The sequence below is a fragment of the Roseburia sp. AF12-17LB genome (genome assembly GCF_003479605.1).
Lineage (GTDB): Bacteria > Bacillota > Clostridia > Lachnospirales > Lachnospiraceae > Roseburia_C > Roseburia_C amylophila.
The window spans coordinates 50,217-64,857 of sequence record NZ_QUHR01000007.1; the positions used below are offsets into that span (position 1 = coordinate 50,217).

15 protein-coding genes are annotated in these 14,641 nt (G+C 42.5%); 8 read left to right on the top strand and 7 right to left on the bottom strand.

Going from position 1 to position 14,641, the window contains the following annotated elements:
- Position 1 precedes the first annotated feature (1 nt).
- From DWV68_RS09620 to DWV68_RS09630, 4 genes are all read left to right on the top strand, one after another.
- Positions 2-2,113, top strand: coding sequence for a hypothetical protein (locus tag DWV68_RS09620; RefSeq protein ID WP_118665653.1), 2,112 nt, complete (start codon positions 2-4; stop codon positions 2,111-2,113).
- A gap of 303 nt (positions 2,114-2,416) precedes the next feature.
- Complete coding sequence (locus DWV68_RS14745; protein WP_242994339.1) at positions 2,417-2,731, top strand: hypothetical protein; 315 nt, start codon at positions 2,417-2,419, stop codon at positions 2,729-2,731.
- 47 nt (positions 2,732-2,778) lie between these two features.
- Positions 2,779-3,258, top strand: coding sequence for a response regulator transcription factor (locus DWV68_RS14750; RefSeq protein ID WP_242988787.1), 480 nt, complete (start codon positions 2,779-2,781; stop codon positions 3,256-3,258).
- Positions 3,259-3,277: 19 nt separating this feature from the next.
- Complete coding sequence (locus DWV68_RS09630; protein ID WP_118057547.1) at positions 3,278-4,237, top strand: DUF3592 domain-containing protein; 960 nt, start codon at positions 3,278-3,280, stop codon at positions 4,235-4,237.
- A gap of 41 nt (positions 4,238-4,278) precedes the next feature.
- Here the strand turns inward: DWV68_RS09630 and DWV68_RS09635 are convergent, their stop codons facing one another.
- The 7 genes from DWV68_RS09635 to DWV68_RS14435 form a co-directional block, all read right to left on the bottom strand.
- Positions 4,279-5,865, bottom strand: a complete 1,587-nt coding sequence (locus DWV68_RS09635; RefSeq protein ID WP_118173499.1) for a DEAD/DEAH box helicase — start codon at positions 5,863-5,865, stop codon at positions 4,279-4,281.
- Positions 5,866-5,978: 113 nt separating this feature from the next.
- Positions 5,979-6,248, bottom strand: a complete 270-nt coding sequence (locus DWV68_RS09640) for a GIY-YIG nuclease family protein (protein WP_117842116.1) — start codon at positions 6,246-6,248, stop codon at positions 5,979-5,981.
- Between the two features lie 165 nt (positions 6,249-6,413).
- The gene (locus tag DWV68_RS09645; protein WP_118665655.1) at positions 6,414-8,015 is read right to left on the bottom strand and encodes a GGDEF domain-containing protein; all 1,602 of its coding nucleotides are present in this window, start codon (positions 8,013-8,015) and stop codon (positions 6,414-6,416) included.
- A gap of 79 nt (positions 8,016-8,094) precedes the next feature.
- The gene (locus DWV68_RS09650) at positions 8,095-8,910 is read right to left on the bottom strand and encodes a M23 family metallopeptidase (RefSeq protein WP_242988788.1); all 816 of its coding nucleotides are present in this window, start codon (positions 8,908-8,910) and stop codon (positions 8,095-8,097) included.
- A 70-nt stretch (positions 8,911-8,980) separates the two neighbouring features.
- Positions 8,981-9,871 carry a SpoIID/LytB domain-containing protein gene (locus tag DWV68_RS09655; RefSeq protein ID WP_118057544.1) on the bottom strand — a complete coding sequence of 297 codons (891 nt, stop codon included), beginning with the start codon at positions 9,869-9,871 and terminating at the stop codon, positions 8,981-8,983.
- A 61-nt stretch (positions 9,872-9,932) separates the two neighbouring features.
- Complete coding sequence (gene rsmA / locus DWV68_RS09660) at positions 9,933-10,805, bottom strand: 16S rRNA (adenine(1518)-N(6)/adenine(1519)-N(6))-dimethyltransferase RsmA (RefSeq protein ID WP_118057543.1); 873 nt, start codon at positions 10,803-10,805, stop codon at positions 9,933-9,935.
- 406 nt (positions 10,806-11,211) lie between these two features.
- Positions 11,212-11,370 (bottom strand): hypothetical protein, encoded by a 159-nt coding sequence (locus tag DWV68_RS14435; RefSeq protein WP_156454683.1) that lies wholly within the window; start codon positions 11,368-11,370, stop codon positions 11,212-11,214.
- On the opposite strand from DWV68_RS14435, the gene DWV68_RS09670 reads away from it, so the two are divergent.
- The 4 genes from DWV68_RS09670 to DWV68_RS15185 all read left to right on the top strand — a co-directional run bounded on the left by DWV68_RS09670 (position 11,363) and on the right by DWV68_RS15185 (position 14,470).
- Positions 11,363-12,694 carry a putative DNA modification/repair radical SAM protein gene (locus DWV68_RS09670; RefSeq protein WP_199535177.1) on the top strand — a complete coding sequence of 444 codons (1,332 nt, stop codon included), beginning with the start codon at positions 11,363-11,365 and terminating at the stop codon, positions 12,692-12,694. The two genes, DWV68_RS14435 and DWV68_RS09670, sit on opposite strands and share 8 nt — an antisense overlap.
- A gap of 47 nt (positions 12,695-12,741) precedes the next feature.
- Positions 12,742-13,533: a TIGR03915 family putative DNA repair protein gene (locus tag DWV68_RS09675; RefSeq protein ID WP_118057541.1), complete on the top strand. Its 792-nt coding sequence runs from the start codon at positions 12,742-12,744 to the stop codon at positions 13,531-13,533.
- Between the two features lie 78 nt (positions 13,534-13,611).
- Positions 13,612-14,307 carry an aminotransferase class III-fold pyridoxal phosphate-dependent enzyme gene (locus DWV68_RS09680; protein WP_118057540.1) on the top strand — a complete coding sequence of 232 codons (696 nt, stop codon included), beginning with the start codon at positions 13,612-13,614 and terminating at the stop codon, positions 14,305-14,307.
- Entirely contained in the window at positions 14,249-14,470 is a 222-nt protein-coding gene (locus DWV68_RS15185) for a winged helix-turn-helix domain-containing protein (protein WP_197420847.1), read from the top strand. The genes DWV68_RS09680 and DWV68_RS15185 overlap by 59 nt, the downstream gene beginning before the upstream one ends.
- Positions 14,471-14,641: the final 171 nt, after the last annotated feature.

The window sequence follows — 14,641 nt, forward strand, 5'->3', positions numbered from 1 at the left end:
TATGGGAAAAAGAAAAAAGTTACTAGGTTTGGTTTTGGTAGTCTGTATGTTGTTTACACTGACACCGATAACTTCCCGGGCAGATGTTACAACAGAGAAATGGACAGATTTTACAGCAGCTGACTTTGCTGGCGGCAGCGGTACAAAGAATGATCCATATCAGATTGCTACGGCAGGACAGCTTGCAAAGCTGGCATCAGAAGTAAATTCTGGAGTACCTGAGCAAACACATTCGGGGGAATATTTTAAGTTGACCGCTCCAATTGATTTGAGCGGAAAGAGATGGATTCCTATCGGTTATGGAAATGCAAGTTCCAAAGCTTTTTCAGGATATTTCGATGGAAATAATCAGGTCATTACAGGCTTATATGTGGATGAACGGGGAAATAACGTCTGTGCCGGCTTGTTTGGTGTCGTAGTAGCTGTATCTGATGAAACAGTACTGAAAAATTTCTGTATTGAAAATGCTACCATCTATGCCGGAAATTCCACGGATGCAAGTGCCAGTCCGGATATTTACGGTGCCGGAGTGCTGGTAGGTTCGCTTACAACGATGGGTGGTTCCAGAGCTACCTTTGTTGGAGTAGAAAACTGTCAGGGAACCGGACAGGTAGACTCCAAGATGTATGCCGGAGGGCTGATTGGTGATGCAAGCCGTGCCCATGTTTCGGATTGTTCCGCGGATGTTACTGTGACAGGAAGGTGTATCAGTGGTGGATTCATCGGAAATGTTTTCCAGGGCTCCTACAAAAACTGTACCGCCAAAGGCAGCGTATCCGGAGGATGGTCAACCGGCGGGTTTGCCGGATGTGTATTTGAGTCCGACGCCAGTGTGGAAATAGAGCATTGTGCATCTTATGGCAATGTTGAGGCAAATAACTGGAATACCGGTGGTTTTGTCGGATATCTGGAAAAAGGAAAGATTCGTAACAGTGTTTCCTATGGTAATGTAAAGAGTACGGTGGCAGGCTGGGAGCCGAAAACCGGTGGCTTTTCCGGTACAAATACCAAAGGAAATATTCAGAACTGTAATGCTGCAGGTACTGTAACAGGTTCTCATCCAACAATTGCACCGGGTGGATTCATTGGATATGATAATAATGGCACCACTGCTGGCTGCGCTTTTGATAAAAAGAAGAACCCTTCACTCAATGCTGTAGGTGCGGATAGTGGAACACCTGGTTCCAACCAGATTAAGGCAGCAGACACAACCTCCCTGCTCTCAAATATCTGCGGCAGTTATCTTGGCGGACATACACTGTCTAAGGTTGACAGAAAAGAAGCAACTCATCTGACAGAGGGAAATATACAATATTGGGTCTGTGCAAATTGCGGTGGTTATTTCAGTGATGCAAGTGGAGCAAATATGATTACTTCTTTGGATGTTGTAATCGCAAAATCAGCAGAGCATACAGCAGACCGTACCGGATGGCATTCCGATGCGGATAATCATTGGAATACCTGTGAATGTGGTGAAAAAATAAATCAATCCGGACATAGCTTTACCTGGGTAATCGACAAGGAAGCTACGTCTACGGAAAAAGGTTCTAAGCATGAGCAGTGTACAGTTTGTAATTATGCTAAAACTGCAGTCGAAATCCCGCCGGTAAAAACCGGAACTGAAGAAACCAAAACTTCTTATAAAATTATAGAAGGATCTGAAAGCAGCTATGTCCTGCAGAGTGGCAACAGCCTTACCATCCGGGTGGATGCAGAGTTCTCTAAATTTGCCGGAATCAAAGTAGATGGTGTTCAGATTGGAAAAGATAATTATGATGTGAAGTCCGGTTCAACCATTGTTACTTTGAAATCCTCTTACCTGAATACACTGACTGCCGGAACACATAACCTGGAAATGTTGTGGACAGATGGTTCTGCAAGTACTACGTTTACCATCCAGGCAAGCGTAAACCAGAATCCAGACAATAAAAATCAGGAAACGGCTACAGCCTCAAATACCCAGCCTGCAACTCAAACTAATACAAAGCAGACTACGGATAAGTCTCCGAAAACAGGGGATTATAATAATCCTTTGGTATGGGCGGCATGGCTGATTGTTTCAGAAATTATTATTGCTAGTACCGTTTATTATCGTAAAAAGAAACATTTGTAAATAAATATTACCCCATAAAAATGCTCTCTATGTAACAAACTGTATCATTTTACAGGAAACGTTATATAGAGAGCATCTTTCATTCCGTCAAAAATGCTCCAATATGGAACCATTGTATTACCAGAAAATGATGGTCATGTTATCAAAAAAGGAGTACCGGGATTGTAGTGTGCATGATTGTGGTGTCAGGAAGAAAAGATGTGCTATACGCCCCACTTGTGATATACTTAAATATATCTGGAATCATTAAAGCAATCAAAAATTGGGATAGGAAAATTTTTCATTGAAAGGAACGGGGATACGATGATATTATCGGACAGAGCCGTACTTCCTTTAACCGGAAGCACATTTGAGCCAGGAAACGCTGAAAAAGTAATTAAAGAAATGGAAGATAAAGAATCAGCACAGATTGCATTAGCAGAATATTATTACTTTTCTGCCAATGCAGAACTGTGTGCAGAGACTGTGAAACCATATTTGTCACAAGAAGATATCATGCTTCGTTTATCTGCAGATATGCTCTATACCTTTGCCAATCTGACAATTGGAGATTCCAAAGCGGCACAACAGGCCAGAGATTGTTTGCAATCAGCCTTCTGGCACATGAAACTTATTTAAGGCAGGAATATGCCCGGGCAAAGGGGCTTGTTCAGGGAGCTTTTTTGATGGCAGATACGACATATCCCATACCCATAATATATCTGAACTGTGTGCAGGCAATGTGTCAGATTAATCTGAAAGAACAAAAAGAAGCCATACACTCAGTAAATTCTGCATGGGAAATGGCCAGACCGGATAGATTTTGGGAGCCATTTATTGAGTATCATGGGCTGTTACAGGGATTATTGGAGGTCTGTGTCCGAAAAAAAGAACCAGAGATTTATAAGCAGTTGGCAGGCGGGATAATCTCATTTAGTCGTAGCTGGATGAAAATCCACAATCCTAAGATGCAAAAAACAGTGACGGATCTCCTGTCTCCATTGGAGTTTTCCATTGCAATGCTGGCATGCCGGAACTGGACCAATCAGGAAATTGCAGAATATTTAGGATTTTCAATAAACACAGTTAAGCATTATGTATCAGGAATTCTGGAAAAGTTAGGTATCGATAAACGGGATAAAATTAAAAATTTTGTAAATCAATAATATACGAAGGAGAAGGTTTATGATTGTAAAAAGATATGTGAAAAAGAGTACCATCTACATTATTGCTGCCGTTATGGCGGTCTTAACTGCAGGAGCCCTGTATCTTGGAGTGGTTCATCGTTTTACTTATGGGGCAAAGTATAAGAACTACACCACCTGGTCTGCACAGGTTCTCTCTCTGAAGGAATACAAACATGAGGACAGCAATGATAATGTTTATTACCACTACTCGGCTTTTTTAACCTATAACGTGAACGGAACGGTTTATACTCCGGTTACCGATGAGGTCTTTACGGAAGAGGATGTTCCGATGGAAGGCGAAAAGATTCCGATTTTCTACAATAACAGTGACCCTGATAATTATGTGCTTGTCAAATATGACTGGTTGACGAAGTCCTATATTCCTCTCAGTGACAAAGGCGATGTCTGGCTTTTTACAGCATTTCTTCTGCTGGGATTTGTTCTGCTTCTGATTCCGATGAATCTGGAAAATGACCAGGTGCAGGGCGTCATGATTGGAAGCGGACTTCTGCTCTTTGGTCTTGATGGTATCGTAATGGGTACTATTATGCATAAATTTCAAATGTTCTTCCTGGCTATCTTTGGTATCTTCGGCGGCATTATCCTGTTCCGCTACCTCTTTATTCCAAAGGAGAAACGCCAGAAAGCCGATGCGGTATCTGCATCCCTGCGGCTGTTCAAGGTTGTTGATATTTATGTAAATCCACAGACCGGTGTGAAAACCGTGGTATTTTCCATGCCGGAAAATAACGGTGCGACCTATGAACTGTTTTCCCTTGACGATATTTATAATCAGTATAACTACGGGGATATGTATCAGATTGACAAGACGGTTCTCTTAGGATTTGGTCTGGGACGACAGATTAACGGCTCTTATACCATTGACATCAACGGTCTGAACCCTTCCCATATACAGCCTTTGAACCCCCTTCTTAAGAAAATGTTTTCACGAGTATAAAAACTGCGAGGGACACGTAAATCGTGTCCCTCTTGTTTTGTTTATTTCTGATTTGCCGGTTCCATATTAACGGCTTTTCCCTTTATCTTCGCATGCTTCATGGCATTTAAGACTTCTTTTCCATATTCTCTTGGTACTTCCACAAAGGTATATTTATCAAACATATCAATGGCCCCCACCAGTCTGCCCGGCATACCGGACTCTCCGGCGATGGCGCCAAGAATATCTCCCGGCTTAATCTTATCTTTCTTTCCAATGTTGATAAACAGTCTTACCATTCCCTCTTCTGCACCGGTATTGGCAAAGTCGTATTCTTCTTTTTCAGAAGAACTCTCCCCTGCACCCATTGCCTGATAGAGGAAGGCTGCTGCAATATCCATGGCAGTATAATCAGCTTCATTTACCTGCTTCTCAATCAGCTCTATCATATCAGAAAGATTCTCTTCCTCTATGATAGTTCCAATCTGTTCCATGATATTTTCAGCCTTTATCTGTGCCACATCATCGGTAGATGGAATCGGCTGTGCTAAAATCTTTGTCTTGCAGTAACGCTGGATATCTTTTAATTTATAGACTTCCTTGCCTTTTACAAAAGAAAACGCCTTACCACAACGGCCTGCACGTCCGGTTCTTCCGATTCGATGTACATAATATTCATCATCCTGCGGCAGGTCATAATTAAATACCGCTTCTACATCATCTACGTCAATTCCTCTTGCTGCCACATCCGTTGCAATAAGAATATCCGTCTTTCCTTTCCGGAAATTATTCATGACCCGGTCTCTCTGGGACTGCTTCATATCTCCATGAAGTCCCTCTGCACTATAGCCTCTGCCGGATAATTCCGTTGCCAGCTCATCGACCATTTTCTTGGTATTACAGAATACCAATGAAAGCTTCGGATTATAATAATCCAAAAGTCTCGTAAGGACATCTACTTTATCCTTGCGCTTTACATCATAGTAATACTGGTCAATATTGGCTACGGTGAGTTCCTTTTTTACAACCTTGATATTGACTGCATCATGCTGGTATTTTCTTGTAATGTCAAGAATCGGCTTTGGCATGGTTGCAGAAAACAGTACGGTCTGATGCTCTCCCGGAATATATTCTAATACAGTTTCTATGTCCTCACGGAATCCCATATTTAACATTTCATCCGCTTCATCCAAGACGATGGTATGGACAAAATCCGGACGGATGGTTTTTCTGCGAAGATGGTCCATCAAGCGTCCCGGTGTTCCGATAATAATCTGTACGCCACCCTTTAGGGCTTTAATCTGGCGGGAAATGTCCTGTCCACCATACACTGGCAGCACTTTTACACCGTGCATATATTTTGCCAGCTTACGGATTTCGTCTGCCACCTGAATGGCGAGCTCTCTGGTGGGAGATAAAATCAAAACCTGCGTTTTCCGTAAAGACGGGTCTACTTTCTGTAAAATCGGAATTCCAAAAGCTGCTGTCTTGCCGGTTCCGGTCTGAGCCTGTCCGATAACGTCCACACCTGATAAAACCACCGGGATTGCCTGACTCTGAATCGGTGTTGCCTCTTCAAATCCCATATCCGCAATTCCTCTTAAAATCTGCGGATTTAAATCTAATTCATCAAATCTGATTGTATTCATTCTTTTCCTTCCTGTTGCGGGAACTTTTTCCCATCTGTCAGTAACCTGTTCTCCAGTAACTTTATAAAAAGCCACCGCGGCTAATCATAACAGACTGTTTTTTGCTTGTCAATTTACTGCAACAGATTTTTCTTCGACAAAATCAGCGCATCCTTCTGCTTTCTGGTCAGCTTTTTATAGGCTGCTTCCTTCTGCATGGCCTCCTCCTTCGTCCCGGATTCCTCTAAATACCGCAGTTCCACCGGTCCCCGGTTTCTGGTATACTTTGCTCCTTTTCCACTGTTATGTGCTTCAATCCGCTTGTCGATATCAGTCGTCCAGCCGGTATAGAGGCTCCCATCCCGGCAGCGCACCATATAAGTGTAATTATGTTTCTCTTTCATGTAATCCTTCCTATGTAGACCGGGCTCCGCCCAGTCTTATCTCTATATAAAGCAATCGACCAAAAAAGTATCTTACTCATATTCCATAAACTGGTAAAAAAGTATCGATTGCGGATTTTTGGCCGTTACATTTTATCTTATGCAGTTTTCTTATGTATGTTCCACTTACCGGCAGCTTCCAATACAGATTCCTCCCCGGTTTTCTTCTTTTACCTGATAGAGTAAATCATCGGCTTTCTGTAAAAAGTTCTTCATCGTTCTGTCCTCATCCGGTATATCATAACAGATTCCCTGGGAAATGGATACATAGTGCTGTGCCGCTGAAAAAGCATGCTCCATATCTAGGTCACGGATGCTGCGCTTTAATTTTTCTGTAAGAATGACTACAGCTTCCCTTGGATATCTCTCATAAATTAAAATGAATTCATCCCCGCCATACCGTGCACAGAAAATATCATCCTTTTCCGCTAACTTCTGAATTTCCTTTGCTACACGGCAGATACATAAATCACCCTTCTGATGTCCATAGTTATCATTATATTGTTTAAAATAATCGATATCCAGTATTTCCACTGCCACTGGAATTTTCTCTGCTATGGCATGTTCGAATACCTTCTGCGCATGCTGTTCTAACCGATAGCGGTTCGGGATTCCGGTCAGTGCATCGGTCTGGGACTGCTCTAAGAGAATCCTGTTTTCTTTTTCCATCTTCTTTCTGCTGTGGTTCGTCTCTTCCAATGTATAACGCATATCTAAGATGCAGGTCATGATATATTTATTTTCTTTTTCCAGTATCTCGGACAATTCAAAAAACAAACCGCATGCCTGCAGATATTCACGATTCTTTTCCTGCCGCTTATAATAACGGATTTTTAAAGTCAGAATCCGCTTCTGCATATAAATAATCTTAGCTTCCCTTGCCATCTTCTCTAAAAGTTCTACTAATTTCCAGAATTCCTCTTCCTTTCTGGTATCTAACAGCATCTCACTATAAGCATAAAGATCATCAAAAATATCTAGAATCGGCACTCTGGTATCTGATACCTTCTGCACAATTGCTATATTCTGGTCACATTCTTCTTTCTTTCCCATGGCATTACAGAGTCTTGCTTCAAAGCAGGCAAAGGCAATCTGCTCTAACTCTTCCAGATGTCCACTGCACACCTCTTTTGCCCGCAGTGCATATTCCTGTGCCTGCATATACTCTTCCTGATAAAAGCAGCTGTTTCCCAGTCCTATATAGATATTCAGAAGATAACTGTAATATTCCGGTATTTCCTTATTCTTCTGTAATAAATCATATGCCTGCCCTAAATATTTTTCTGCCTGCCGGTATTCCCCAAAATTATTATAAAGCATACCGATATTAATATTGATAATAATACCAATATCATATAATTTATATTTTTCACAATACATTCTGGCATTCAGATAATAATCCATGGCAAAAGGAGCATTTCCACGATTCATGGACGTAATGGCAAGAATATTATAGGCTCTTGCCAATAAACCATGCTGTCTGGAATGCTCCAGGTATGGCAGGGAACAGGAAAGATTGCGAAACAGTTTATCCACATCATTCAGAAGATAATATGTCTCGCCACTGTAATAATAGGCATAGCCTAACAGTTTCTCATCATCCTGCTCTTTGGCATAATCTCTTATATTTTTACATAGCATCAATGTTTTTTCGGCATCTGTTCCCCGATTCTTCCGGACACCCTCTAACCATTCCAATACTTCGCTGCTGTAAGCATTAAAATCCATCTTTTTGCGCACCCTTTTTCGTATTTTTTAATGTCTTTTATTATATAGGTATGCGGCTCTTTTTTCAAGTATGGCTCTTTTACTCAAAGAAGCTTACCGGGTCTACCGGTTCGCCATCTTTTTGCAGGGCAAAGTAAAGATTACTTCCTTCCACGGAATAATATTTCGTCGGTTCTGCAATATAACCCACCAGCTTTCCTTTGCCGACAATGTCGCCCACTTCATACGGCACTTCCTTAAGCTGCCCGTAAATGGCACTGTAACCATCTCCTAAATCCATGGTCACGGTACATCCTGTAACCGCACTGTTGGAAATATCAGTTATCTTTCCTTCTGCGGCTGCGGATACCCTGTCATTTACTTCTCCGGCAATAATCACTGCCGGATTATATTTGTACTGATCCAGAGTCGCAAAATACACGGTCTGATCCATGCTGTAATTTAAGACTACATTGCCCTGTAATGGCCAGTTTAATCCATCTTCTTCCGCAAAATGCAGTGTTTTTGTGGTGGCTGCTGCCGCCTTTGTCTCTGGCTCATTTTCTGCCTCAGCCGCTGCATTTGCCACATTTTCTTCTTCTGTCTGCCCGCTGTCGGACTGTGCCTGTCCATCCGAATCCTTTGAAGCAACTGCGTTATCAGAAGGTTTTATGATACTGTCTGCTTCTGCCAGTTTCTCCGATGCTTCTTCCTCTGTCTTTGGAAGCGTTGCCACAAAATCATCCGAAGTTCCATCTTCTTTCTTATTGCCTTTGTCTTTTCCTGCATTCTTATCTGCAACATTTTCCTGCTGCTTTTTTTCTTCCTTCTGGGAATAATTATATACTGCTGTCATTGCTCCTGCTGCCAGTACCATGACAGCCAGGGCAATCATCCATGATCTTCTTCCTTTCATTTTCTCACCATCCATATCTTATTTTTTATAAGTATGGACAGTTTTTTCGTATTTTATTCTTCTTTATATTTCATTCTTTTTTTGTAATTTCAATTCCGGAATAATAATAGCTTAAAATCTCCTGATAAGTTTTTCCCTCTTTTGCCATCTCATTTGCTCCATATATGCTAAGTCCATAACCGTGTCCTAACCCTTTGGTCACAATACGTACCCTGCCATCGATTTCCCTGATATAAAAACAGCCGGAATTCAGGGAAAATGCCTTGCGGAATTCCTCCCCACTGACACTACTGTTCCCAACCTGTATGGTTTTTACATATCCGCTTTCTTCCCGCTCTGTCACCACCAGCGTATTCACCCAGTCCTCCGCTGTAAGTCCTGCTTCCGGAAATGCCTGATTGCAGGTATCCACCAGTTCTCCTGCATCATAGAATTCCACCTTAAGAAAATCCTCTGATGTAATGTCCCATATGGATTCCACACTTTTGAGATAAGGAAGCTCTGTCCCTCTCGTTTTCTCTGCACTGACTGCAAAATAGGGAGCCTCAATTTCCTGTCCCTGATATGTTAAGACTTCCCCCTCGGTATCTATCAGGCAATTTTCTAATTTCTGATAATATCGATTATAATTTTCATTTCCAAACAATTTGGTCTGCTCTGCAACACTCAGTCCCGTCTCCGGTGCTTTTCCCTGCGACAGGGCATATTCATAATTGGTCCGCACAATAACTGCCTGCGCACGAATTGCTTCTTCTTCATAGGTAACCGGAATATCCCGTGCCAGAATAGACACAAGAGCAGCCATCTTCTCTTCTTCATCGGGATGACTGCTCTTATGTTGTATTTCATTGCTGTCTGTATCCAATAATATCTCATCTCCCTGGAACACCAGGGTCATAAGTATCGGTAATCCTGCAATAATCAGGCACAGACACAGTATCATTTTTATTTTTTCTTTCATATCCTGTCCACTCCTGTTCTACATATATATGTAACAGAAATGGATGTATACCAGTAAAATATTACTGTTTCATACGCTGTCCTATCTCATTGGAAAGTTCCGCAAACTGCTCTAAGGACAGTGCCTCTCCACGAATGTTCTCCGGGACTCCAAGGCTTACGATACTTTCCTGTATTACCTCTTTCGGCAAATGTATCTCCGGGGAATTATTCAGTCCGTTTGCCAGTGTCTTTCTGCGCTGGTTAAAGGATGCCCGGATAATACGGAACATCAGTTTCTCATCTTCCACTTCTACCGGCGGCTTCTCATGCCGGGTCAGACGGATGACCGCACTGCCTACATTCGGTCTTGGCATAAAACAGTTCGGTGGTACATTTGCCACGATTTCCGGCTTCGCATAATACTGTACTGCAAGGGAAAGCGCTCCATATTCCTTGCTTCCCGGTTTCTCCTGCATACGCTCTGCCACTTCCTTCTGCACCATAATCGTAATGCTGTCAATTGGCACATGGCTTTCAAACAGTCCCATAATAATCGGTGTGGTAATATAATAAGGCAGATTCGCCACTACCTTGATTGGCTTTCCCTGGTTCTTCTCTTCTGCCAGCTTACAGATATCAAGCTTTAAAATATCTTCATTGATTACTGTTACATTGGAATAATTCTTCAGTGTGTCCGACAAAATCGGAATCAGATTCTTATCTATCTCCACCGCAACCACTTCTCTTGCCCTCTCGCAAAGATACTGTGTCATAGTTCCGATTCCCGGACCAATCTCCAATACAAAATCATCCTCCGTCACTCCGGATGCATCGATAATCTTATCCAGCACATGAGTATCTATCAAAAAATTCTGTCCGAATTTCTTCTGAAAATTAAACCGGTACTTCTGCAGTACCTCTATTGTATTCTGTGGATTTCCTAATTCCGCCATGCCTGCTCCTTTATTCAACCGCTCTTTCTATCTTTTTCGAATAAATGTTCGTTTTTTTGTTGCCAACTGCATTTTTCTGTGTTACAATCATTTTAGAACAAATGTTCTTATTTGTCCAGTCCTTTTTATGATAACAGAGGAAAATAGTTCTACGCAACTATTATTGGGGATTTTCATAAAACTTACAATGGAAGATGGATGGCTGGAAGCCTGTCTTGTCTTTTTCTTATGGAAAAGCGGCACTGTTCATCGAAGGACAGATGCCTGATAAGGGTTGCTAGGGGCACTTGGAATTTCATCTGAAAGCAGGCAACGCTGGTACAAGGATGTACCAGCGAGGCACATATGAACAGGGATGTGAATTTGTGCCGGTTGCCGGATAAAACTACATACTACAAAGAAATTCCTAGTGCCCTTTGCAGGCATTATGCGGCATCTGACGTTTGATGAACAAGGCTGCTCTTATCTGATAAATCATTAAAACAGGACAGGCTTCCACCACTACTTCCTTTGCAAGTGCTTCTATATATTTGATAGAAAAAGAAAAGGTGATTGCTTTGAACATAACAGAAAACATGTCTTTAATGGAAAAACTGACCATCCTTTCGGATGCCGCCAAATATGATGTTGCCTGTACCTCCAGCGGTGTTGACCGCAAGGGAAACGGCCGTGGCATGGGTAATTCCGTTGCTCCGGGAATCTGCCATACCTTCTCTGCCGATGGCCGCTGTATTTCCCTGCTTAAGATTCTTTTTACCAATGAATGCATTTTCCGCTGTGCCTACTGCCAGAATAACTGCAACAATGATGTACCAAGGGCTTCCTTTACACCGGACGAAGTCTGCAACCTTACCATGGAATTTTACCGCAGAAATTATATTGAAGGTCTTTTCTTAAGCTCCGGTATTCTCATCAGCCCGAATTATACTATGGAACTGATTTATCAGACACTTTACCAACTCCGTGTCTGCCATCATTTTAACGGATATATTCATGTAAAAGCCATTCCCGGTGCCGACCCGGTTCTTATTGAAAAAGCAGGCTTTCTTGCCGACCGCATGAGCGTTAATCTGGAGCTTCCGACCGCAGACGGACTGAAGGCTCTTGCACCAAATAAGTCCCGCAAAACCATCTTAAAACCCATGCGTCTGATTCAAAATGGCATTATGGAAAATCAGAATGAGCTGATGGTTTACCATAAGACCCCGAAATTTGTACCGGCAGGCCAAAGCACCCAGATGATTATCGGTGCCACCCCGGAAAACGATTATCAGATTATAAAGGTAGCAGAAGGCTTATACCAGAATTTCCAGTTGAAACGAGTCTTCTACTCAGCCTTTGTCAATGTAAATCACAATTCCAATCTGCCAACCCTTCCCGGTGGTCCACCCCTTCTGCGGGAACACCGCCTATATCAGGCAGACTGGCTGCTTCGCTTCTATGGTTTTTCTGCCGGAGAGCTATTAAGCGAAGACCGTCCGGATTTTAATATCTTCTTAGACCCGAAATGCGATTGGGCACTCCGCCACTTAGAAGCCTTCCCGGTAGAGATTAACCGGGCAGATTACAACACCTTACTACGTGTTCCGGGCATTGGTGTGAAATCTGCCAACCGTATTGTAAAAGCCCGCCGGCACAGTCGCCTTGACTTTTCCGATTTAAAGAAAATCGGAGTTGTCTTAAAACGGGCTGCCTACTTTATTACCTGCTCCGGTCGTATGATGTATTCCATTCCACAAAATGAAGATTATATCTGCAGCTGTCTGATGCAGGATAAAACTCAGATTCCGAAGGAAATACGGGATTCCAGTTATAAGCAGATTTCCTTCTTCGATGAAGATGCCTTAAGTGATTTTAAACTGACCACCAACGATTTATGCGTCGGATAAACTGCTATAACCATGATTTTTCAGTAAACAGGAAAGGACTTTTTCTTATGCATATATTTCTCTGTGAAGATTCCATCGATGGCATCTTTACCGGCATCTATGATGCCTGGGCCAGCAGATATGGGCACAAAAATATAAAGCTTTGTATCAATGATACGATAACTTACGAACTCTTTTCTGAATATATTACTGTCACACCGGATTCCGAAAAGAGCAAAAAGGTTGGACGCACCATTATTGCCCGTCTTGGCATGGAGGTCTATCAGGATATTCTTCAGGCGGTTCTTGCCCATGATGATAAGAAAAAGAATGAGCATCCGGACAAAGCCGACTGCATTTACCGTACACTCTTATATGGATTTTCTTTAGCGGATGGTCATCGGATTTTACAGGCTCTTGGCAATCCTTATATTGCAAGAGTCTTTGAACTAAGTCGTTCCACCGGAAATGAAGCCCACCATCTGCTTGGTTTTTTACGTTTTCAGGAACTGGAAAACGGAGTCCTGTTTTCTACCATCCACCCTAAGAATCAGGTGATTTCCGTTCTGGCAGAACATTTTACTGACCGCCTTCCACAGGAACATTTTATGATTTATGATGCAACACACCAGATTGCCGCCATTCACAAAGCCGGCAGTGGATACTTCCTTACGGATGCATCCAATTTAAATCCGGACGTTATCACACGGCTTTCCCCTGCCGAGAAGGAATACCAGAAGCTCTGGTGCGGTTTCTTTGACAGCATTGCCATTGAAGCAAGAAAGAATCCGAAGCTGCAAAGTCAGAATATTCCAAAACGTTTCTGGAAAGACACGGTGGAACTGGCATCCGGTAAATAAATGTTTCTATTGTTTTCTGGCAGACTTTACCTGGCAGTCTCTACCCGGCAGCAGAGTACATGCAGATGAAACCATAAACTGGATAATGTCTACTTTGTGCCATATCCTGGAAAAGATTTGTGTCCTGCCGGTATGACAGAAGAAGAGCGCACCGATTATGCACTGTTTGAGCTGAATAAATTATTGAAATATGTTGTCTATCCGGAAGATGTTGCCTGTATTTATATGGAGCCGGTTATGGGCGAAGGCGGCTATGTCGTTCCTTCCAGGAAATTCATACAAAGTGTCCGCGAGATTTGTGACAAACATGGAATTCTCCTGATTTTCGACGAAATCCAGTGTGGCTACGGACGTACCGGCAAAATGTGGGCAAGCCAGAACTTCGACGTTGTGCCTGATATTATGACAGTTGGTAAAGCCATTGCCGGCGGTCTTCCAATGAGTGCCGTGATTTCCACCCCGGAAATTATGGATAAATGGCCGGTTGGTACCCATGGAACCACTTTTGGCGGAAATCCTTGCATCTCCGATGTCCGTGGTATCGGTCTTATGGTTGCCATTGAATTTTCCCATAAGGATGGCTCCCCGGCACCAGACATCTGGGCAAAAGTAAAGAAAGGCTGCTTAGAACGCCATATGCTCACCTTAAACTGTGGCGTAAATGGAAATGGTATGCGGTTTGCCACTCCATTAAATGTCAAAAAAGAAGAAATCGATGAGGGACTGTCTGCCTTCCGAGCGTGTTCTTGCAACACAATATGGAGTCAGCCGTAATGTCATCCGGGAAGCCATCAAGATTCTTACCGAGAAAAAACTGGTTACGAATGTAATCGGCAAAGGCAATTATGTTACGCTTCCAAATGAAACGGATCTTGTAGATATGGTTGAATCTGCCCTGAACACTTCCGCTTCGTGTCTTCTATATGACACTGAATAACCTGATCAGTAAATCGATTTATTATGGTGAAGGGAATACCTCTTATGGAAGAATTACTGCACAGCAAGAGCATGAACAAATTTTATTATCCCTTAAGAACCGGGATATGGATGCTTATAAAATGGCTATCCACTTACACTTAGAATTAATCAGGCAGCTACTCCAGTAGGA